The organism is Rhizomicrobium sp. (genome assembly GCF_056722145.1).
This window is the reverse complement of record NZ_JBWZET010000222.1, coordinates 1-21,997: the sequence shown is the minus strand read 5'-3', so window position 1 is coordinate 21,997 and position 21,997 is coordinate 1. Positions and strand designations below refer to the sequence as shown.

General features: G+C 64.2%; 15 protein-coding genes and 1 tRNA gene. 2 read left to right on the top strand and 14 right to left on the bottom strand.

From position 1 onward, the window contains the following. Positions 1 to 10: 10 nt before the first annotated feature. Both AC1P6P_RS12125 and AC1P6P_RS12120 read right to left on the bottom strand, forming a co-directional pair. A tRNA-Asp gene (locus AC1P6P_RS12125) sits at positions 11 to 87 on the bottom strand. Between the two features lie 235 nt (positions 88 to 322). Beyond that, positions 323 to 826, bottom strand: a complete 504-nt coding sequence (locus AC1P6P_RS12120) for an EF-hand domain-containing protein (protein WP_481402699.1) — start codon at positions 824 to 826, stop codon at positions 323 to 325. 114 nt (positions 827 to 940) lie between these two features. Here AC1P6P_RS12120 and fliK point away from each other — a divergent pair, with 114 nt between their 5' ends. Then, positions 941 to 1,948 carry a flagellar hook-length control protein FliK gene (gene fliK, locus AC1P6P_RS12115; RefSeq protein ID WP_481402698.1) on the top strand — a complete coding sequence of 336 codons (1,008 nt, stop codon included), beginning with the start codon at positions 941 to 943 and terminating at the stop codon, positions 1,946 to 1,948. Then, positions 1,945 to 2,211 carry an EscU/YscU/HrcU family type III secretion system export apparatus switch protein gene (locus AC1P6P_RS12110; RefSeq protein WP_481402697.1) on the top strand — a complete coding sequence of 89 codons (267 nt, stop codon included), beginning with the start codon at positions 1,945 to 1,947 and terminating at the stop codon, positions 2,209 to 2,211. Before fliK ends, AC1P6P_RS12110 begins: the two co-directional genes overlap by 4 nt. A gap of 3 nt (positions 2,212 to 2,214) precedes the next feature. Here AC1P6P_RS12110 and AC1P6P_RS12105 read toward each other — a convergent pair whose 3' ends face one another. From AC1P6P_RS12105 to AC1P6P_RS12050, 12 genes are all read right to left on the bottom strand, one after another. Continuing rightward, positions 2,215 to 2,979 (bottom strand): glycoside hydrolase family 19 protein, encoded by a 765-nt coding sequence (locus AC1P6P_RS12105; protein ID WP_481402696.1) that lies wholly within the window; start codon positions 2,977 to 2,979, stop codon positions 2,215 to 2,217. Between the two features lie 5 nt (positions 2,980 to 2,984). After that, a complete protein-coding gene (gene tssH / locus AC1P6P_RS12100) occupies positions 2,985 to 5,582 on the bottom strand; it encodes a type VI secretion system ATPase TssH (protein ID WP_481402695.1) in 2,598 nt (865 codons plus the stop codon). Next, positions 5,579 to 6,562, bottom strand: coding sequence for a type VI secretion system baseplate subunit TssG (gene tssG, locus AC1P6P_RS12095; protein WP_481402694.1), 984 nt, complete (start codon positions 6,560 to 6,562; stop codon positions 5,579 to 5,581). Before tssG ends, tssH begins: the two co-directional genes overlap by 4 nt. Before the next feature lie 26 nt (positions 6,563 to 6,588). Next, the gene (gene tssF, locus AC1P6P_RS12090) at positions 6,589 to 8,430 is read right to left on the bottom strand and encodes a type VI secretion system baseplate subunit TssF (protein WP_481402693.1); all 1,842 of its coding nucleotides are present in this window, start codon (positions 8,428 to 8,430) and stop codon (positions 6,589 to 6,591) included. Between the two features lie 6 nt (positions 8,431 to 8,436). Continuing rightward, positions 8,437 to 8,988, bottom strand: coding sequence for a type VI secretion system baseplate subunit TssE (tssE, locus tag AC1P6P_RS12085; RefSeq protein WP_481402692.1), 552 nt, complete (start codon positions 8,986 to 8,988; stop codon positions 8,437 to 8,439). 4 nt (positions 8,989 to 8,992) lie between these two features. Next, positions 8,993 to 9,778 carry a type VI secretion system accessory protein TagJ gene (locus AC1P6P_RS12080; protein WP_481402691.1) on the bottom strand — a complete coding sequence of 262 codons (786 nt, stop codon included), beginning with the start codon at positions 9,776 to 9,778 and terminating at the stop codon, positions 8,993 to 8,995. A gap of 44 nt (positions 9,779 to 9,822) precedes the next feature. Continuing rightward, a complete protein-coding gene (locus AC1P6P_RS12075; RefSeq protein WP_481402690.1) occupies positions 9,823 to 10,335 on the bottom strand; it encodes an Hcp family type VI secretion system effector in 513 nt (170 codons plus the stop codon). A 35-nt stretch (positions 10,336 to 10,370) separates the two neighbouring features. Continuing rightward, the gene (tssC, locus tag AC1P6P_RS12070) at positions 10,371 to 11,864 is read right to left on the bottom strand and encodes a type VI secretion system contractile sheath large subunit (RefSeq protein ID WP_481402689.1); all 1,494 of its coding nucleotides are present in this window, start codon (positions 11,862 to 11,864) and stop codon (positions 10,371 to 10,373) included. 17 nt (positions 11,865 to 11,881) lie between these two features. Further along, positions 11,882 to 12,406, bottom strand: a complete 525-nt coding sequence (tssB, locus tag AC1P6P_RS12065; protein WP_481402688.1) for a type VI secretion system contractile sheath small subunit — start codon at positions 12,404 to 12,406, stop codon at positions 11,882 to 11,884. Positions 12,407 to 12,565: 159 nt separating this feature from the next. Further along, on the bottom strand, positions 12,566 to 13,564 hold the full coding sequence (locus AC1P6P_RS12060; RefSeq protein ID WP_481402687.1) for a type VI secretion system protein TssA: 999 nt from the start codon (positions 13,562 to 13,564) through the stop codon (positions 12,566 to 12,568). Positions 13,565 to 13,572: 8 nt separating this feature from the next. Continuing rightward, the gene (locus AC1P6P_RS12055) at positions 13,573 to 16,686 is read right to left on the bottom strand and encodes a CHAT domain-containing protein (protein WP_481402686.1); all 3,114 of its coding nucleotides are present in this window, start codon (positions 16,684 to 16,686) and stop codon (positions 13,573 to 13,575) included. Between the two features lies 1 nt (position 16,687). Then, positions 16,688 to 21,985: a beta strand repeat-containing protein gene (locus AC1P6P_RS12050; protein ID WP_481402685.1), complete on the bottom strand. Its 5,298-nt coding sequence runs from the start codon at positions 21,983 to 21,985 to the stop codon at positions 16,688 to 16,690. Between the last annotated feature and the right edge of the window lie 12 nt (positions 21,986 to 21,997).

Sequence of the window (21,997 nt, the reverse complement as noted above, 5' to 3'; positions counted from 1 at the left end):
TGGGAAGTACTGGCGGGAGCGACGGGGCTCGAACCCGCGACCTACGGCGTGACAGGCCGTCACTCTAACCAACTGAGCTACGCCCCCGCGGGCGTTTCGCGAGTTGCCCCGCGAAAGGACGGCCGATGTAGGGCGCCAGCTTTCCTAAGTCAAGCAGGGGTATAGGTGGTTTTTGCAGGACGAACAAAACGTCGCTACCTCACCTCCTGTCCAGCCCCATCCCGGCGCTGTCAGGCCCTCGTCCGGCGCCTTTGCGGCCTTCCGCGCCCGCTCCAGAGCCGATTCTGGCCCCGACAGCGGTCCGGTTCAGGCGTTTGCCGGCCTAGTGACCACCGCCGCGGCGGCCGCGGGGCTGCTCGCCGTCCGGCGGGGTCGGCTGGCCGTCGGGGTGAGTCTCGGGACCGAGGCCGCGGGCGGCGCGCAATTCGTCGGGGGTCAGGACGCCGGTGCCGTCGCGGTCGAGCTCGCGGAACAGGGCCCGCGCCGCCGCCGCGAATTCGTTGAAATCGATCACGCCATCGCCGTTCCAATCCTGCAGCGGCGAGACTGCCGAGTGGTCCTCGTCCCAGCGCTTCTGGTTGACGGCGCGCGCCTCGTCGGGTTCGAGCACACCGGAATGGTTGATATCGGCGGCCTCGAAATCGCGGTGCAGGCCGGCTTCCATCTGGGCGCGTGTCAGCCGCCCGTCGGGGCCGACGTAATGCAGCAGCATCTGCACCGGAGCGTGCCACTCTTCTTCATGGCGCCCGGGACGATCCGGACGGCCACCGCCGCAGCCGGTCACGATCAGGCACAGCAAAGAAACGCCAACAACGGTGATGCGCATGGTCCGGTCCTTCCCCTGCCGCACCCTAAGCACAAAATTCGAGCGAAGATACGTTAATCGCCGTTCACCAATCGCGCTGAACGGTTGTTAAGGCTGACAGTCTAGCCTTCCGGCATGATCATCCCTCCGGTCACGTCGACGCCCGTTCCGCCCCCCGCGGCCGCAGGCAGCGCATCGACGGCCCAGACCGCAACGACCACCGCCGAAACCGCAACTGCGCAGGCGCCCGGATTGACGGTGCTGCAATCGGCGCTCGCCTCGGCCCGGCTCAACGCCGCGGCGACCCAGGACGGCATGGCAACCTTGATGGCCAATGTGCTGCGCGCCACGGCTTCGGGAACGCTGCCGCCGCAAGTGCAATCGGCTGTGCAGCAGTTGATGGCGCTGCACATGCCGACCGACAAGACGCCCGACGCCGCAGCGGTCAAGAACGCGATGGCGGCCTCGGGGCTGTTCACCGAGGCGATGCTGGCCGCGGGCGAAACACCGCCGGCCGATGTGAAAACGGCGCTGTCGCAACTCGCCCAAGCGGCCGAACGCTGGCTCGCCAAGACACCGGCACCGCCGCAAGGGGCCACGCCCAGTGTGCCGCCTCCGGTGCGCGGCGGCCAGCCGATGGCGCAAGGTACCGCGGCGCCGTCCCTGCCCGAAAACGCCGACGCCACCTTGACGGCAACATTGCTCTCCAATGGCAGCAAGGCGGCGCTGGCGCGTCATACCCTGCTGCAGATGGCGTCGCTGCCCGACCAGACCAAGCCCGGCGAAACGCGCTGGATTTTCGATGTGCCGCTGATGACCCCGCATGGTGCCGCGGTGGGGCAGATGATCGTCACCCGCGACGGTCAAGGTACATCGGCCGAAACGCCCGAGCCGGTGTGGCGCATCGGCCTCGCCATCACCATCGAGCCCTTGGGACCGGTGCGCGCCAACTTGGCGCTGTCGGGCGGCCATGCCTGGGTGACGATCGGCGCCGACCGCCCCGACGCCCTCACCAAGCTGTCGCGCAATTCGTCGTGGCTGACCGACGCGTTGACCGCCGTCACGCTCGAATCCGACATCGCGTTCCAATCGACTGCCGCCGCGACCAAGCCGGCCGGGCATCTGGTGGATCACGCTTCATGAGCCAGCCGAAGCCGGGCCCGATCGCAGTCGCGCTGAAATACCAGCAGCCGCATGCCCCGCGCGTGGTCGCCTCAGGCCGCGGCGCGGTCGGCGAAGCGATCATTGCCAAAGCCAGGGAAGCCAACATCCCAATCCAGCAGAACCCGGCACTGGCCGAAGCGCTGGCCTCGGTGGAACTCGACACCGAAATCCCCGAAGCGCTGTACAAAGCGGTGGCGCAAGTCCTCGCCTACATCATGCGCACGGCGGGGCATTTGAAATAGCGATTACTTCCAGATCGTCTTGGCAAGGGTCGTGCAGTGTCCGCGATCGGCGAGACCATTGGTGCCGCCATTGATCCGCTGGGTTACGCCGGTGACATCGCCAGCGTCGGCAAGCGCGTTGCAACCGTGCGAAAACCAAAAGCGTGCCGCTATGCGCGCCGCAACGGCCGGCTGGCTCGCCAAATCTGGATTGTTGACGAGATCGAGCCCCAGCGCCTTGCCGTAAGCCGCATAGTTGCTGCGCCCCGTGAGTTGAATGAAGCCCCGCCCGCGGTACTTGTAACCGTCGCCCGACGCCTCGCTGCCGTTACCGTTGCACCCGGCATAGATCTTGTTGCCGACATAGGCCTCGTCGTATTTGCCCGACACGCGCGTGGCTTGGGCTACGATTGCATCGGCCTCGGACGCCAACCGCGGAAATACGGCTGCGAGCCGTTTGGCGGAATAGACCAGACTTTCCTCAAGCCGGGTAAAATGGCCCGACTCCACTGCCAATTGCGCGATCCAGAAGGCAACCCGCTGCGGCGTCGTGATCTCCCCTTCACGCTTGGCGCTGTCGAGTGCTGTCGCATAACCGGGCACCTTGGCCTGCGCTGAACCGCTGACGAAATGGCTAAGCCGCTCCGTCGTAATCTGGCAGCGCGCAATCCATTCCGGACTGAACGGCACGTCGGATACGCCGGCCGCCGCGCCGGTTTCGAGCCCGGTCGCAAACGCATCCGGATTGGTTCCGTTGACCGTAACAGTGCGCACGCCCGTTCCGCTCATCGCCGTCACCCGAACGTGTAGGTGAACACCGAATTGGCGACGCCGACCGTGATCGTTTTCACCTTTTCGCCCGCCATCTGGCGGTTGAGCAGCGCCACGGACAGTTCCGGCAGCATGGTGTTGGTGAGGATGGCGTCGATCATGCGCCCGCCCGAGGCGACCTCGGTGCAGCGCGACACGATCAGGTGGACGACCGCTTCGTCATAACTGAAGGCGATGTCATGGTTCTCGCGCATGCGCGAGACGATGCGGTTCATCTGTAATCGGACGATCCCCTTCAGCATGTCGGGCGCCAGCGGATAATACGGCAGCACCACCATGCGCCCGAGCAGCGCCGGCGGGAAGGTTTTCAACAATTCGGGACGCAGCGCCGTCGCCAGCGCCTCGGCATCGGGCTTGGTTTCCTCGTCTTCCGCCAGCGTCGAGATCAGGTCGGTGCCGACGTTGGTGGTGAGCAGGATCAGCGTGTTCTTGAAATCGATGTAGCGCCCTTCGGCGTCGTCCATATAACCTTTGTCGAACACCTGGAAGAACATCTCGTGCACGTCGGGATGGGCTTTTTCCACCTCGTCGAGCAGCACCACCGAATAAGGCCGCCGCCGCACCGCTTCAGTCAAGACGCCGCCTTGGCCATAACCGACATAGCCCGCGGGCGCGCCCTTCAGCGTCGACACCGTGTGCGCTTCCTGGAATTCGCTCATGTTGATGGCGATGAGGCTTTCGTCGCCGGAGTAAAGCAGCTCCGCCAGCACATGCGCGGTCTCGGTCTTGCCGACGCCCGAAGGCCCGCACAGCATGAACACGCCGACCGGCTTGTTGGGATTGTCGAGCTTGGCGCGGCTGGTTTGGATGCGTTTAGAAATCGCATCCATGGCGTGATCCTGGCCGATGACGCGTTTTTTCAGATGATCGACGATGGTGAGGATCGAACTGATCTCGTCCTTGACCATGTGGCCGACGGGAATGCCGGTCCAGTCGCCGACCACCGCCGCGACCGCATCGGCATCGACTTCCGCGAACACCATTGGCGAATCCGCTTGCGCTTCCGCACGCGCCTTCAACGCGGCGGTCAATTCGTCGGACTTGCCGGCACCGCGTGCCGTCGTCACCGTGGCCTGTGCCGCCTTTTCCGCATCCCATTTCGCCTTGATCTCTTCGAGCGCCTTGGTGGCGGCGACAAGCTGGTTTTCCAGCTTCTCCAGTTTGGCGCCGGTCGTGTATTGACCCAGGCTCTCGCGCTTGACGATCTCGATTTCGTTGGTCAACAACTCGACCTTGCGGGCACGATCTTCCACTTCGGCCGGCGTACCGAATTGCGAAACGGCGACGCGGGCGCAGGCGGTATCGAGCAGACTGACCGCCTTGTCGGGTAGCTGGCGTGCCGGCACATAGCGCTGCGACAGCTTGACGGCCGCGATCACGGCATCGTCGAGCACCGTCACGTTATGATGCTTGGCCATGATCGGCACGATCGTGCGCAGCATGGCGACGGCGCGGTCGGTATCGGGCTCGCCGACATTCACGGTTTGGAAGCGCCGCGTCAGCGCCGGGTCCTTCTCGAAATATTGGCGGTATTCGGCCCAGGTCGTCGCCGCAATGGTGCGAAGGCGGCCGCGCGCCAATGCCGGTTTGAGCAGGTTCGCCGCGTCGCCGGTTCCCGCCTGCCCGCCGGCACCGATCAGGGTGTGGGCCTCGTCGATGAACAGCACGATCGGCTTGGGCGAGGATTCGACCTCGTCGATCACCTGCCGCAGCCGCTTCTCGAATTCGCCGCGCATCGAGGCGCCCGCCTGCAACAGGCCGATGTCGAGCGAGCGCAGCGTGATGTCCTTGAGCGCCGGCGGCACATCGCCATCGGTGACTTTGCGCGCGAAGCCTTCCACCACCGCGGTCTTGCCGACGCCCGCCTCGCCGACCAGGATCGGATTGTTCTGGCGACGGCGCAGCAGCACGTCAATCAACTGGCGGATTTCGGCATCACGGCCGACCACCGGATCGATCTCACCCTTGCGCGCCTTTTCGGTGAGGTCGATGGAATACTTCGCCAGCGCTTCGGCTGAGCCGGTAACCTCGCCGCCCGCCGTTGCCGCTTCCGGCAAATCGCTGCGGCCCTGATCGCCCTGTGCTTCGCTTGATCCCGCCGTCACGCTTTCGAAGCTGTCGCCGAGCGCATCGACGCCGACCTTGCGCCATTCCGAGGAAATCGCGAACAGCGCGTTGCGCAGGTTCGGCGTTTTCAGGATGCCGTAGAGCAGATGGCCGGTGCGCACCCGCCCGACACCGAACTGCAGCGAGGCATAAAGCCAGCCCTTCTCCGCCGCCTCTTCGATCAACGGCGAAAAATCCGAAATCGCGGTGGCCCCGCGCGGCAGGGTGTCGAGCAGGCCGACGATATCGCGCGCCAGCTTGACGTCATCGAGGCCGAACTTCGCCCGCACCAGCGCCAGATCGCCAGCCGCATCCTGCAGCAGCACATGCACCCAGTGCGCCAGTTCGACATAAGGATTGCCGCGCATCTTGCAGAACCCGGTGGCGGTCTCCAGCGCCTTCAGCGCGGTCGGATTGAGGCGCCCAAACAGCGATGCCCTGCTGATTTCGCTCATGATACAACCCCCTGTTTTGACGATGTTCCAAGCCCGGCGCGACGGCCGAGACGGGTGTCGGTACGTTCGCCGGCGCATTTGCGCGGCGCCAGCCAGGCGCTCCAGCCGATCGGCGCGGTGCCGTCGAGCCGCGCGCCCTCGATGCGATCTTCGGCGATGGCGAGTTCGAGCTGCCATTCGAGATGCGGCGGCGCCATGGTGTCGAGCGTGTCGCGCACGACGCGAAAGGCCGGGCTGGTCGGCTGCATTCGTGTGTAGTGCGTCCAATCCGGACAACGAAGGCCGACGCGGAAGGCATCGTCGATGCGCCGCACGCGGCTGCCGAGCATGGCACCCTCGCCAAGGCGATTGAAGCTGCCGCTTGCTCCGATGCGGGTGGTGTCGCCGGGCTCGATGTCGCGCCAGCGCGGCAGGAATTCACGCATCGTCACCGGCATGTTCAACATACGGCTGAGACAATCGACCAGCACCGCCGGACTGCGCCGCGACGCCATTAATCCGGCCAGATGCAGTTGCGCCCCGAACGGATATCCGTCGCGCGCCGCCTCCTGCTTGATACCGGCAATGGCGGCGATATAACCGGCAAAGCGGTCGCTGCCGGGCCGGTCCGCCTGCACCGCCGGCTGGCTCGATGCCCAGGCGCGATAGAAGAACTGCAGCATGCGGTTGGTCAGCAGGTCGAGAAATCGCCCGAACGGCTTCTTGGTGGCGTAACGCTCCTCGTAGCAGGCGAATTCGGTGAGATGCAGCGGCAGCGGCCCCATCGGACCGGTCAGGCCGAGAAAACGGCTGCGCACGCGGGCGCGCCCGGTGGGCATGAATTCGATGGTGTCGAGGGTCGCGCCGGGAAATTCAAGTGACGGCGTATGCGCGAGGTCGACCACATCGTTGCGCGGCAGCTTGGATTCGCCGATGCGATCGAGATACGGCGCGCGCGCCTCCGCCTGGCGCAGCAGCGCGAAAAATCCGAACCGACGCACCGTTGCTGCCGAACGTCGCAGAAACGCTAGATGGTCGGACGCGTTCCCACCCTCGGAGGCCATGTGGCGAAGTTTCCCTGATCCGAACTCTCGAACACGGTTTCGGCGAACGAATTCACCGACACGAATTCGCTGATGAACCGATCGATCACGGCGGCGAACAGGTACATGCGGCCGTTCTCGTAACAATGATCGTCAAGCTTGATGCGCACCGCGTGGCCGCGCGCGAAGGCGTTGCGCTCGCTGGCGATCAGCCGGCGCGTGACCAGCCCGGCAGTGACCGACAGCACGCCGTCGACCTGCTTCAACGCGGCGTCTCCGGCATGGCCGTACAGCGCCAGATGATCGCGCAACACCGATGCGCCATTCTCGGTGCCTTCGACCAGCGAGGAGAAATTCGGGATCAACTGCGCGATGGCGCGCCAGCCGGCCTTGCCGAGCCCGAGCGGCGGGCGCGGACGTGTCGGGGCATGCAGCACCGCGACCTTCTTCACCGGAATGGTTTCCAGCTTGAAGGTGCCGGCATCGCGGCCGACGCGCAAAAGTTCGGGCAGATCGCGATTGGTCACCAGCGCCCGCACTGCCAGTTCGCGAATGTCTTCGAGCCGTTCGGGGCGCGCCGGAGCGGTCAAGCTGATCCAGGATTCGCTGCCGATATAATCGGTGCGACGACGGCGGCGCTGCTCGCGGGTCGAAAGCCGACTGGGGCAAATGCGGGTGACGTAATAAAGTGCCTCGCGTTCGTCGTAGAGCTGCGCCCCGAACGCATAGAGCGGCGCCACCGGATCGTCGCGGCCCGAGCGGTCGTGCGCAGTGACCGACAGCAGACGAAACACCTCATAGTCAAGCGGCCGGGCGCGATCGGGCATCACCAGGAATTCGTGGTCCTCGGGCGTGACTTTGATGCGGTCGACCTGCAGTTCGAACAGATTGACGGCGGGCGTCGCGTAAAGCCTGAAATTATCCTCGGTCACCGCGCCTTCGAGCATGGCGGCCTTGCGGCGGAACAGGATCACGACCTCGCAACGGTCGCCGTCGACGGTTGCAAACAAACGGTCGAGGCCGCGGAGCCCGACGAAGAAGAAGCGCTCGGGACAGGCGAAATACTCGGCCAGAATGCGATAGCCTCGGAAGCAGCGCCCCGAATGCGGCAACAGGCTTTCGTCGTCATCGAAACCCATCGCTTCGGGCTGCGGCAGGCTCATGCAGGTGGACGCGCCCGCCACCTGCCCCACCACCGCCACAACATCGCCGAGGATCTGGCGATAGAGTTCGCCCGGCACCGCCCCCGATCCGTCGAGATAGATCGGCAGCCGCTCCGGTGCGATCGCCTTCAGCGCCCCCGCCGCGGTGAAGGTGAGCTTGAGCCCGGCATCGGCCTTGACTCCGGCGGCGGCGGCATAGCTCGCAACCGCGGTGCGCGACGTCAGATACTCCGCCGCTGCGAGCTTCAGCGGGTAGAGCGTCACGTCATGGCCGGTGCGATAGCGGACCGCCTGGCCCGTCTCGCTGATCTCGGCAATAATCTCGCTATGGCGCGGAACCTTGACGCCGGCGATCAGCGCATCGTCGCCGTCGTTCGGCTCCAGCCCGACCACACACATCGACGGCGTCGAAGCGAGATAGTTCGGCTGCACCGCCTGCAGCAGGTGCTGGGTGAATTCGGGGAACTGCTCGTCGAGCTTGAGATTGACCCGCGCCGCCAGGAACGCGACGCCTTCGAGCAGCCGCTCGACATAGGGATCGTCGTTCTGCGCCTTGAGGCCGAGATACGCCGCCGACGCCTCGTTTTCCTCGCCGAATTCGCGCGCCAACTGGCGCAAATGGCCGAGCTCGTCGTTGTAGGCGCTAAGCAGACGCGGATCCAAATTGCCTCACTCCCGCACAGTCGTGCTGCCGGTATCTTCTTCAACGTCGGTCAGGTAGCGCACCCGGAGCGCGCCGAGCGCCGAGGTGATGTCGCCCGAGATCGTGTAGGTCACCGCCAATTCTCCGTCCGGCGTCGTCATGGTGTCGACGGTCAGGGTGGACGGATCGATGCGCGGTTCGAAGGTGCGAATGGCGGCCGCAATCCGCTTCGAGCGCTCCCGGATCGTCTCGCGCGACTGCGATTTGCCGGCGAGATCGGCGACGCCGTAATTGAGCACCGACGTTTTCACCTCGGGATATTTCGACAGATCGGCCGAGGCTTCGAAATGGGTGGTGTTGAGCAGCCAGTTGAGTTCGCGACGGATGTTGGCGCGCAACGCGTTCTCGCTGAAGCTGTCGAGATTGACCCGCAGCATGCCTTCGCTGAAGCCGGCCACCTGCCGCGGCATGCCGAGCGCATCGGCGATGTCTTCCTCGCGCGCGACGGCGCTGTTGGGCATCTTGAAGTTCTGGCTGGCCGACAGCTTGTCGAAGATCGTCGGATTAAGGCGGGGCATGTGATCACCCCATGACGATGCGGCGCAACGATAGAATGTCCAGTTCGGTTCCGTCCTCGACAAACCACAGATGCGGCCCGATGCCGACCTGCCCGGACGCGCCATCGCGCCAATCGGTCGAGCGGGCCAGCGTCGCCTCGTCATCGCCCGCCGTCTCGGTGCCGGGATAGCGCACCGGCAGCAGCGCCGCCGCCGACTGGCCCGAGCGGAACGCGATTTCCACCGGCAGCCAGACCAGATCGCGCAGATCGATCGGCCCCTCGGAGGAGATTTCGGCGACCTGATCGAAGCCGATCAGACCCCAATGACCGGCCATGATCGCCTCGAACGACGGTCCGAAGCGGCCATCACAATCGGCAATCATCGTGAACGCGCGGTCGTTGAAAGAGCCGGTCGCGGTCGGCACTTTGGCGAACGCCAGCTCGCGCGCGGCATCACCGGCAGCACCGTCGTCGCGGGCATAGGCTTCCACCGCTTTCGCCAGATCGCCGAGCCATTCGCTTTCCAAGTGGACATGGCATGGCGCCGCACCCGCGAAGACCTTGGCGCGCTCGCGCTCGGCGGCGATGGCGAGGCCGTAGACCGTGGCGAGCATCTGGGCATCCGGCGTGATCTGGGCCAGCGCCCGGACCTGAGTTTCCGCCTTGTCCCATTCGCCCAGCACGGCCAACAGCTGGAAGAAAAATATACGCGTCCGGGGATCGTTGGGTTGCACGCGCAGCTGTTCGACCAGGGCCGCGCGCGCCCCCTTGAGATCACCGGACTTCAGGCACTCATCTGCATCCTGCATGGCTCAAGCCGCGTGTGCGGCGGAGTAATCCCCCGCCGACCGCATTACGCCACTTCGTTCTTCTGGATATCGTAGCCGAAGTCGACCGAGGCGCCGCCGGCGCCCTTTTCGTCTTGCGGCGTATAGGTGATCTTGAACTTCGAGAAGTTCAGTTCGACCTCTTCCAGAAGCAGCGGCACGTTGTCGGCACTGACCGGCCTAATCGACGAAATCAGGATTTCGCTGAGTTCGATCTTGACGTATTCGAGCGCCGTGGCGCCGCCTGCCTTGCGCTGGATCAGCGTGCCTTTGGCGATGTGCTGGCCGGTGGTGCAGGCCTTCATCAGGATCGGGGTCGAAAGGTCCACCAGCTTGAGAATCTTGATGTCGCCGACCTGGCATTTGCCGGCCCCGGCGCCGCCGCCGAAATGGGCCGAACCGGTGTTTTCCAGCTTCCATTCCCACTTGCGGACTTCGATCTCGTCGGTGTGCTTCTTGTCCCTCGCTTCTCCCTTGATGCCATCCAGTTTGAGGAATGCATCGACCTGTTCGAGAAGCTTCGAGTCAATCTGAACCATTAAACCCTCCTGGTTTCACCAAACTGCGATAGTGCTCATTTCTTGGTCGGCAACCGCGCCACCAAGCTAAGCGAAACGTCCGCACCCTCGAATTGGTAGTGGGGAACGAAGCGGAACACGCCCTTGTACCGGCCCGGATTCTCCTCGTCATCGACCAGCGCGACATCGGCCGCCTTGAGCGGCTTGCGCGCCTTGGTCTCTTCGGTCGAGGTCTTGGGCTGGCCGTCGACATACTGCAGCACCCAGCTGCGCAACTCGCTTTCCAGCGCCTCGCGTTCAAGGCTGCGGCCGATCCAGTCGCGCACCATGCACTTGAGGTAATGGGCAAAGCGGCAGCTCGCGAAAATGTAGGGCAGACGCGCCGACAAATTCGCGTTTTTGGTCGCTTCCGGATCTTCGTAACGTTCGGGGGCGTGAACCGTCTGCGCCCCGATGAAGGTCGCCTGGGTGGTGTTCTTGCGGTGGATCAGCGTCATGAACCCGGCCGACGACAGCTCGTTTTCGCGCCGCTCGCTGATCGCGACTTCGGTCGGACACTTCTCGTCAACGCCGTGATCGCTGGTCTGGAACGTCGCCTTGGGCAGGTTGTCGACCGTACCGCCGGCCTCGACGCCGCGGATGCGCGTGCACCAGCCCCATTCGTCGAACGCGGCGGTGATGCGGGTCGCGAGCGCGTAGCTGGCGTTCAGCCAAAGGAACTTGTCGTGCCCGCCGCCCTCGGTGTCTTCCTCGAACGAGAACTCGTCCACCGGCTCGGTCTTGGCGCCATAGAGGCGGCGGCCGAGGAAGCGCGGCAAGGTCAGCGCCAGATAGCGGCTGTCTTGCGATTCCCGGAACGAACGCCAAGCGCTGTAATCGGTGGCTTCCAGCAGCTTGGCCAGATCGCGCGGATTGGAAATTTCCTGCCACGTCTCCATGCCGAGCATGGTCGGCGAGGTGCCGGCGATGAACGGGGCATGGGCCGCGGCACCGATCTTGGTCAGTCCGCGCATGATGTCGATATCGGGCCCGGAGTGATCGAAATAATAGTCGCAGACGATGGCGCCGAACGGATGGCCGCCGAGCTGGTCGAATTCGGCCTCGTAAAGCTTCTTGAACAGCGGGCTCTGATCCCAGGACACGCCCTGGTACTGGCGCAGGACCTTGCGCGTCTCGTCCTTGGAGATGTTCATCACCCGGACCTTGAGGTCCTTGCTCGTCGGCGTCTTGGTGACGAGGTAATGCAGGCCCCGCCACGCCGATTCCATCTGCTGGAAATCCTTGTGGTGGATGATCTTGTTGATCTGCTCGGTCAACTTTTGGTCGAGCGCCGCCTTGATCTTGTCGACGGTGGCGAAGACGTCGTCGCCGATGATCGTCGCTTCGGCGAGCGCCTGCGACGCCAGGGTCTGCACCGCGGCCTCGATGCGCTTCTGCTTCTGGTCGGTGTTCGGCTTGAATTCCTTGCGCAGCAGAGTAGCGAATTCGTCGGCGCCTTCGAACTCCAGCGACGTTGCCGTGCCGGAGGTTTGCTTTTGTTGTTCAGCCATGATCGCTCCTGCCCGGCTCAGCTCTTTTTCTCGGGATCATCGGATTTTGCCGCGACCTTGGCCTCGGCCAACGCCTTCAGCTTTTCCGGATTCCTGAGCAGTTCTTCCAACAGCCCCTGGGCGCCGTCTTTGCCGTCCATGTACAGCATCAGGTCGTTGAGCTGCTGACGGGCTTCGAGCAGCTTGGCCAGCGCCGGTACCTTCTTGGCGATCTCACCCGGGGTGAAATCGGCCATCTTGGTGAATTCGAGATCGACCGAAAGCTTGCCCTCGCTGGTCAGGGTGTTGTCCACCTGCATGACCACACGCGGCGCGATCGCCTTCATCTTCTTCTCGAAATTGTCGACATCGAATTCTTCGAATTCGCGCTTGTCGACAGTTTCCTTTTCTTTCAAGGACTTGCCGGACAGGTCCGACATCACACCCATGACAAAAGGAAGCTCCACCTTGCGCCGCGAATTCAAAGTATCGACTTCGTACTGGATTTGAACTCGTGGAGGCCGATTCTTTTTCAGGAAGTGCTGACCGCTCTCTTCGGACATTTTCTTTTTTTCTCCAAGCAGGGATTCGATGTTACCGCCAATACCCGCATGTTTCAATTACTTAACGGAAACTCCAACCGTCGCCACGCTGCACAGTACACTGAGTCATTTGCTAAGGTTTCCAGCTTAAGGTGTCGCGAATACAGTCAATCCATTCGGCTAACCGCTTGGTTTATTGAGCAGCACGCGTTTGGCGGCATTAACGCTGTCCGGTTCGATATCCTCCAAGACTTGAAGGAACGTCATCGGCACCCAGCTCTTGGCACGCTCCATCAGCGGCAATATGGGACTCGATGGCTCGGCGTGGCGGTAATAGGCGCAGATCGCATCGATCGCCCGAATCACGTCACCCCGCGAGGACACAGCACCGGCGATGCGTGGCGCAGAGGTATCAGCCGCACCCGCGGGTTCGCCGGCGTCGCTCGCTGCTGCGGCGCCTGACGGGACCGTTCGGAAGGCGGCGGCGGCCTCTTTCATCTCGGCGATGACCGCCAGGGCCTCACGGAAACTGATCTCGCCTTCTTTGCCGCCCTTGGCCGCAAACGCCGCCGCAATCCGGCCGAGCGCGGCCGCGATCCCGTCGAACGCCTCGCACGCCTCTATGAGTTGCGCGTCGCCGGTCTCGGCCAAGCCTTTGTCGAACAGCTCGAACTCGGGGTTCGACGACCTCTCCTTGGCGAAGGCGACGATGGTCTCGGCCGAGTAGGAATTGCGCTTGTCGGCGAATACGATCACCTGCCGCAGCGGATTGAGAAACACGATCCGGTTGTTCAATTCGCTGACGACGTTGACCCTCGTCACCAGCCCGTATTCCTCGAGCTGGGGATGCACCCGCTCCCAGAACTGTTCCGCCAGCGCAGCCAGGACGCCGACACCGAGCGCGACGGTTTCCAGCCGTTTGGCCGCCGCGCCCGCCAGACACAAATTCTTGGCGACGCGCAAATCCTTGCTGCGGCCGAACTCGTCGGTCAGGCCATTGATGATCGTGCTCCAAACAACCTTGGGCGCGTCGCTTTCCTGGCCGCTCGGGGCGACCGAGAAGTCGCGTTCAAACGCCTTGTCCAATTCCTGGCGCTTGGCGTCGTAGCACTGGTCCGGGCCGCATGGATCATCGGATCCCGCGACCGGTTCCAGCAATGCGTCTATTTCAGAAGTCATCGGTTTTCCTATTTGGTCGGCATGGCACGCGCGCCGTCGCCGACCAGCGAGAAACCCGCCCAGAAATAGGGATGCGAGTATTCTTTGCGGATCATGAGATCGACTTGCGCGACACGCACCGCCTCGTCCTGCGATACGCTCGAAGTAGCGAACATCGTGCGCATCATCAGCAGCGTTGCCTTGGCGTCCACCGACCATTGCGACACGACCAGGCCGCGACCGCCGGCATAAATGAAATCACGCGCCAAGCCGCCGAGCGCCTCGCCCGAGCCGACCAGGCCGGTGCGATCGGCCGTCGCCGAACCGGTTCCCGCCGTGCTGCACGCCGACAGCACCACAAGATCGGCATCGAGCTTGAGGTTGAGGATTTCGGAGGCATCGAGGAAGCCGTCCGAATTCTCGACGCCGAGCGAAGTCACCAAGGCCGGTTCCGGCAAGCAACTGTCGTTGCCGGGTAGAAGACCGTGAGTGCCGAAGAAGACGATCTTGTAGTTGTTGAGATCGGTGCGCTGCAGCACGCCGGCATCGGTGAACGAGGACCCGAGGACGACATCCTGCGGCCCCGCCCCGAGACGCGCAGCGATTTCCTGGATACCGGCGGCCGTGTCGTTCATCGGATTGGCCAGCAGCGCATTCGCCAATTGGGCGCGCGCCGCAAGGCAGCGGCCCGACACTTCGCGCAAACCCGTCCCCATCAGCGTGAACAGGCGGGGATCGGAAGGATTGACGACCGTCGGTGCGCCGAAGCCGACAAACAACTGCTTGGCCTGCGAACGCGGCAGATTCCGCGTCTCCAGGAACGCCGCCGGCGACACCGACAGCGAGATCAGCGTGCCTTTCGCCAGCCAGTCGACGTCCTCGTAGAGATCGACCGGCTTGCCTTTCAGGAACACCGCTTCGCGCGCCTTGTATTGCGTTACGCTCTCCTCATCGACGACGAACACCGCCGCCGGCAGGCTGATCAGCGCACCATCCGGTTCGTAGATCAGGCGATCGGCCCGCGCGACTTTGGCGGCGACCGGTCCGAACACCTTCTTGAACAGGGCATGCGCGAGGTCGACCCGGAAGCGCGGCAGTGTCGTTTCGGAATCGAACGGCTTGCGCAGCATGGCGACATCGGCCAGCGCCTGCGCTCGCGACAGCGGAATGGCGTAGATGTCGACACTGCCGGAAGTCACGGCGATGCCGTATCCGCTTTTGCCGAGCAGTACGGTCTTGACGTAGATCTCGCCCGGATGCAGCGACTTCTGCAGCGCATCGAGCGTCACCGACGAGGAGGCCAGCTGGCCATAGCGTGGATTGGCCGACAGAAGCTGCTGATGCAGGCTGTCGAACTGGTCTGTCAGAGTCTTCAACTCGGCCGCATCGCTGGCGCGCTGGGCATCGGTATAGCCCGTGCCCGACGCCGCGCGTTCGATCCGCGCCGCCTTGATGGTGAGCTGGCGCTGGGCATCGTCGAATGCGCGTGCCACCGCCGCCGCATTCGAATCCCCCAGGCCGACACGCGCCGCCAGCCGCGCCACCGTGCGCGCCGTCGACTGGCTGACGATCGATTGCGAGGCATCGAAGAACAAGGCCTGATAGCGCGCCGCCTGGGTTGGATCGCTGGCCGCCTTGGCGACCAGGAGCGCGAAATACGGCGCCGCCTCGTCGATGGAGTCGCCCAACGTTCCGCGCGACTGGCGGTACAGGCCGAAGCCGGTGTTGTAGTCGCGGATTGCCTGTTCGGTATCCGCCTTCTCCGCCTCCAGCCGCGCCAGTTCGAGATAGAGCCGCGCTTCCGCCGGCGATGCCGCCAGATGTTCCTGGCCCTGGAATTCGCCGATCATGCGGGTAAGTTCGGCTTCGGCGGTCGATTTGCCGTTGCCGCTCTCATCGAGCCGCACGGTCTGCAGCGTGATCAGCGCATTCAGCCATACGCCGGAGCGGCCGATGCGTCCGCTGCGCAGTTCAGCGAGGGCCGCGTCGAAGTTCTTGCGCGCGGCGCCGGGATTGGCGGTGCCGGCATCGACGCAGCCGAGCACATACAGCGCCTGTGCCTTGAGCAACTGAAGCCGCTGGGTTTCGTTGAGCGCCACGGTGCGGAAGCCAGTCGGGCGCATGGTCTGGTTAAGCCGCGAGGCGAGATTGGCGTCGATGGTGAGATCGCTGACCGCCGCCGGCGCTTCGCTGGTTCGAAGCTGATGGCCAAGCGCCGCCAAGGTCTGCTCCGCCGCCTTGCGAGCCTCGGCGAAATGGCGCTGGTTCAATTCGTGCAGCGCCGTGTAATTGAGCAGCAACAGATCGAGTTCGGGACTGTGCAGCCCGGAGACGGCCGTCTTCACCGCCTGGAACTGAGAATCGGCCTCATCGAACCGGCCCTCATTGGAAATGTTGAGCGCCCAGTTGAGTTGCGCCGCGGCACGGTCGGCCGCCGGCAAGGTCTGGTCATTTGCCAAGGCCCGGAAATCGCGCTCGGCATCGGAGAACATCCAGGCCTGGTTTTCGGTATGCGCCCGCGTCCGCAACCATCCCGGTGCGTGGCGCGCCGCGTTGGCCGCCGCGCTCAGCGAGGCGGCGCCGCCCGAGGTTTCAAGCGCGATCGCACTGGTCTGCCGCTCGGTTGATTTCGGCGGCTCGGCAACACCGGCAATGACGCGCAATCCGGTCTGCAACAACTCTTCCACCGGCGCAAACCCCTCGGCAACCACGACGCCGTCGTCGGTATTGGCGATGTGGACCGAATAGGCGGTCTTGCTCGATGTCGATGTGCAGGCGGCATGCCGCGCGCCGTTGAGGCCGGCGATGGATGCGGGCTCGTAGGCGCCGCAGCTCGCCCGCGCCGCAAGCGCCTCCTGCCAGATCCTGGGCGGCGTTTCCCGTGGGAACAGATAGAGATACCCGAGCGCCGTCCCTTCCCAGCCATAGCATTCGACCGTCCACGCCTTGGCGTGCGGGATCTGCGCCGCCGGATCGTCGCTCTTGGCGAGCGCTTTGCACACCGCGCCGCTGCGGGCGCTCTGGCCCAGCGGGAAATTTCCCGTCGCCGCCGCGGCCGGTCCGGAGCAAAGCACCGCAACCGCGGCAAATGCGCAAGCAAGCACCACGCCGCGACGAAGTTCGTTCGAGCTGTTCGATTTCATCTTAGCGTTCCTGCCAGATTTCGGGATTACCGCTGCCGGTGATGGTCGGATCATCCTCTTGGGCCATGTCGTCGAGCGCCCGGATCACCAGGGCGTCGGTCATCCGGCCCGGTTCGATCTTGTTGATGTCGAAATGCACCGTGGTGCAGACGCCGGCCTGATGGATGACGCAACCGTTCACGCGGTAGTCGTTGCTGGGCTGCGTCGGGTCCTTCAGCAGCGCCAGTCCCGACATCGAGAACTCCTCGCGACCGACATCGACTGCGTTCTGATAGAGGTAGCCCCACAGGTCGACCACCAGCGGCTTGCCGCCGCTGTAGGCGGTGACCGTCAAGGCCGCACCGCTCTCGCCAGCATTGATGACCAATCCCCGGCGATGCAGGCGGTCGGCTTCGAGGTTCTGCTGAATGATGTAGTTGTCCGATTTCAGCGTCACCGACCTTGCGGTGAGGAACACGGCCGCATTCGGCGTATTGGCGCCGCTGTAGGAGTCGACATAGGCAACCACTTCGTTGGACGTACTCATTCCCAGGATCTGCGCGATGTAGGCGGCATTCCCGATCAGGATGCTGCCGCCGCTCGAGGCGAAGTTGGCCGCACCGCTCAGCGTGTTGGCGCCCGAGAGCTTCATGGTCCCGGTCGAAGAGACCGTGAAATCGCCCGCCGTGACATTCACCGCATTCTCGGTCAGCGCGCCGGTGATCGTGAGCGTCGCCGCCCCGGTTCCGGCGTTGAGCGCGCCGGCGATCGTCAGATCGCCCCCATTGGTGAGCGCAAAAGCGCCATTCGAGGTCGTGAACGCATTCAGCGTGACGATCTGGTTGGCGCCGTTCAGCATCGCGTTGCCGACCGACGAGCCGGTGAAGCTCGCCGCGGTGATTGCGCCGCTGCCGGACTCAGTGATCGTCCCCGTGTTGTTGATCGTTACCGTACCGGTGCCGGCGTTCAACGCCCCAGTGAGTGCGACATTGCTCGCGTTGCGCAGCGAGAAGTTGCTGTTCGCCGTCGTGAAGTTGCCCAACGCGTGGATCGCATTGGTCCCGTTGAACGACGCTGCCCCGACCGACAAACCGCTGACCGTTCCGGCGCCAAACGAGCCGGTTTGCGTCAGCAGGCCGCCCGAGATCAGCGAAGCGGTGCCGGTCAGCGTGTTGCTGCCGGTCAGCGTGTTGCTGCCGGCCAGCGTCATGTCCTTGTTCGAATTGGCCGCAAGGCTCGCGGCCGTGATGGCACCGGTCGCGGTCTCATTCAGGGCGCCACCGGTGGAGGTCAGACTGACCGCTCCGGTTACAGTGTTGGTTCCTGCAATGGTGATGTCCTTGGTCGCGGTCGCGGTCAGGTTTGCCGCCGTCAGCGCCACCGCATTCTCGCTTAGGGCACCGGTCTCCACCAGTGTCACCGCGCCCGATCCGGCGTTGATCGCACCGGCGATGGTGAGATCGATCGTGTTGGTGAGCGCAAAGGCGCCGTTCGCGGTCGAGAACGCGTTCAGTGTGCCGATTTGATTGGCACCATTGAGCGTGGCATTTCCGACCGACGATCCGGTGAAGGCCGTCGCCGTGATCGCGCCGCTGCCGCTCTCGGTGATGGTGCCGGTGTCGGTGATCGTGACCGTGCCTGCCCCGGCATTCAGCGCGCCGGTAAGACCGAGACCGGCGGTGTCGTGGAGCGTGAAATTACTGCCTCCGGTCGCGAAGGCGTCGACCGTGGAGATGGCGTTGTTGCCGCTGAGCGTCACCGCCCCGGCCGACGAACCGGTGAGCGTCGCGGCCGTGATCGCACCGGAGCCGGTCTCGGTGATGGCGCCGTTGATCGCGAGGTTCATCGTCGCCGTACCGGAGTCGAGCGAACCGGAAATCGTCACCGCACGGGTGTCATGGAACGACAGCGCGTGGTTCGTGCTCCACAAATCGCCGATCTCGGAGATGATGTTAGCGCCGTTGAGCGTTACATTGCCGGCGGCCAAGCCCTTGAGCGTTGCCGCATGAATCGCACCGGCGCCGGTTTCGGTGATCGCCCCCTCCGCACCCAGGAACACCGTGCCGCTCCCCGCCTCGATGAGACCGGAAATGGCCAGGTCGCGCGCGTCGTAGAAGGTGAAGTCGGTGGTCAACGGCTCCAGCCCGTTCAGACCGAGCTGGCTTACGCCCTGCCCCAGCGTGGTGAAGCCGGTCAAGGTGGCGATGTTGCTTTGAGCACTATTGAGAACGGCATCACCGTTGCTCGATCCGCCCAAGCTGGTCGCCACGATGGAGCCGCTGGCGCCTTCCGTGACAGTGCCGTCGACGTTGAGTGTCGCCACCACTGTCGTCAGTGCGCCGCCGATGGCGAGATCGATCGCGTTGTAGAGCGTGAAATTCCCGCTGGCGGTTGCGAAATCGCCGAGGTTGGCGATCGCATTGTTGCCGCCCAACGTCACGTTGCCGTTCGACGTGCCGGTAAGCGTGGCCGCCGCGAGAGTCCCGCTTCCGGTCTCGCCGATGGTGCCGCCGGCATTGAGCGTCGCCGTCCCATTAACGGTATTGGCGCCGCCGAGTGCAATGTTGCCGGGCGTGCTGATGTTCAGCGTATTCGCCGCAATGCTGCCGCTCGCCACTTCGGTGACGTTGCCGGCGCCGAGCGTGACAGTTCCTGCGCCGACGTCGAGCGCGCCGCTCAGGCTGATGGCACCGCTTTGCGCGAGCGCGAAGTCGCCGCCCGATGTCGTGAAATTGCCGAGGCTGGCGATCGCGTTGGTGCCGTCGAAGGCCGTCGTTCCGACCGAGGACCCGGCCAGGCTTGCCGCCGTGAGCGAACCGCCCGTGGTTTCATGGATGGTCGAACCGGACACCAGGGTGACGTCGTTGGTGATGACGTTGGTGCCGGAAATGGTAATCGTTCCGGTTGCGGCTTCGCTGAGGCCGTCGCCGCTGATGACGCTGGCTGCGATCTGGTTGATGCTGTGGGACGAATTGAACGTAGCGGTGCCGACGCCGGTCGCGATGATTCCGGCGAGTTCCAGGTCATGCCCCGAAACGACCGTCAGATTGCCACCGTTGGTCGTGAAGTCGCCGACCGAAATGATCGAATTGGCGCCCGCGAACACCGCGCTGCCTTGCGACGAACCGGACAGGCTCCCGGTGTTGATGCCGCCGTTTGCGCCGTCGATGGTGCCGTCGACGTAGAGGGTGACATTGTTGAGTCCGGCATCGAGTGTGCCGGCGATGGCGAGATTGCGGTTGTTGTCGAGCGTGAAGTCGCCGCTCGCAAAATCGCCCAATGTCGTGATGGCGTTGTCGCCGGCCAGCGATGTTGTGCCGACGACGGTCCCGGTGAGCACGCCGGCGATGATTGCACCGGATCCGCTCTCGGTGAGGTTGTTGTTGACGTTCAACGTCACCTTGCCGGTGCCGGCGTCCAGCGCGCCAATGATGGAGAGAGCCGGCGTGTCGTTCAGCAGGAAATCGCCGCCCGCGGTCGAGAAATCGCCGAGTGCCAGAATGGCGTTGCCGTTCGCGAACGATGCGCTGCCACCCGACGAGCCGTTCAATTCGCCGGCTGAAATCGACCCGCCAGTGATTTCGCTGATTGCGTTGCCCGAAGTCAACGTAACCGTGCCGCTGCCGGCATTGACATAGCCGCCGATCGCAAGCGCGATGGTATCATTGAGGGCGAAATCGGCATCGGCGGTAGAGAAATTGCCGAGCGTCGTGACCACATTGGCGCCGCCCAGGCTCGCCGTGCCATGCGTGCTCCCCGTCAGGATTCCCGCGTTGATGGCGCCGGTGCCGGATTCCGTGATCGTATCGCTGCCGGTCAGCGTCACCTTGCCGGTCCCGGCATCGAGGACGTCGACGATGCCGAGCGCCACGGTATCGCTGAAGGCAAAATTGCCGTTCGCGGTTGAGAATGCCCCCAGGCTGGTGATCTGATTGCTGCCGCCAAGGGCCACATCTCCGGCTGACGCGCCGGCCAGCTGTGCCGCCGCGATGGCGCCCGACCCGGTTTCGGAAATCGAACCGCCGCTCGTCAGCGTGACGTTGCCGATGCTGGCGTCGATGAGGCCTGTGATGACAAGCGCACCGACATCGTTCAGCGCAAAATTCCCGCCGGACGTGGTGAACCCGGACACCGTACCGATTTGATTGGCGCCGTTGAGCGTGGTGTCGCCGACCGACGAACCGGTGAGGGTTGCCGCGACAATCGCACCCGATCCGGTTTCGGTGACGGTCGAGCCGTCCGCGATGGAAACCGTGCCACTGGTTCCGGCGTTGAGCGCGCCGGTGATGGCGAGCGGGTCGGCGTTGACAAGCGAGAAATTTGCGTTCGCTGTCGAGTAGGTCCCGATACGGGTGATATGGTTGGTATTGCCGAGCGTCGTGTCCCCGACCGACGAACCCGCAAGCTGCGCCGTCGTGATCGTGCCGGAACCGATCTCGTTGACCGTCCCGTTCGCGGTGATCGTGGCGGAGCCGCTGCCGGTCGCGAGCGCGCCGGTGATGTTGAGGTCGGCGACCGTGTTAAGGGCGAAATTGCCATTGGAAGTCGAAAACGCTCCGAGCGACGCGATGCTGTTGGGCCCGCCGAACGTCGCCGCGCCGACCGACGAACCGGTCAGGCTGGCAGCCACAATGGCGCCCGCTCCGCTTTCCGCGATCGCCCCGCTGCCCGTGAGCGTGACCGCCGCACCCGTCGCATTGAGCGTGCCGGCGATGCCGAGCGCAACGGTGTCGTTGAGGGTGAAGGCATGGCCTGCAGTCGCGAATGCATTCAGGGTCGTGATGCTATTGGGACCGTTGAGCGTTGCGGTGTCGTTGGATGAACCAGTGAACGTTCCCGCAACAATGGCCCCCGATCCGGTTTCGCTCAGCTTGCCGCCGGAGTTGAGGGTCACCGTGCCGGAACCGGCATTGAGCGCGCCGGTGATACCGAGATCGCCGGTGGTCGTCATATCGAAATTGTGGTTGTCGGTCGAAAACGCCCCGATAGCGCCGATCGAACTCGTGCTGCCGATGGTGACGTCGCCATGCACCGAACCGGCGAGCGTGGCCGCGGTGATCGAACCGCTGGGGCCGAACGTCACCGTCCCGGTGCCGGTGTTGAGCGTAACCGTATGATGGTTGGCGTTCAGCGCGCCATTGATCGCAAGTGCGCCGCTGTTGGTAAGGGTGAAATCGCCGCCATTCGCGGAGAATGTACCCAGTGCGTCGATCGAATTGGCGCCATCAAGCGTGGTCGCGCCCAGCGACGAACCGGTCAACGTCGCGGCGGTAATCACGCCGGAGACGGACTCGGTCAGCTTGCCGCCGGAATTGATCATCACGGTGCCGCC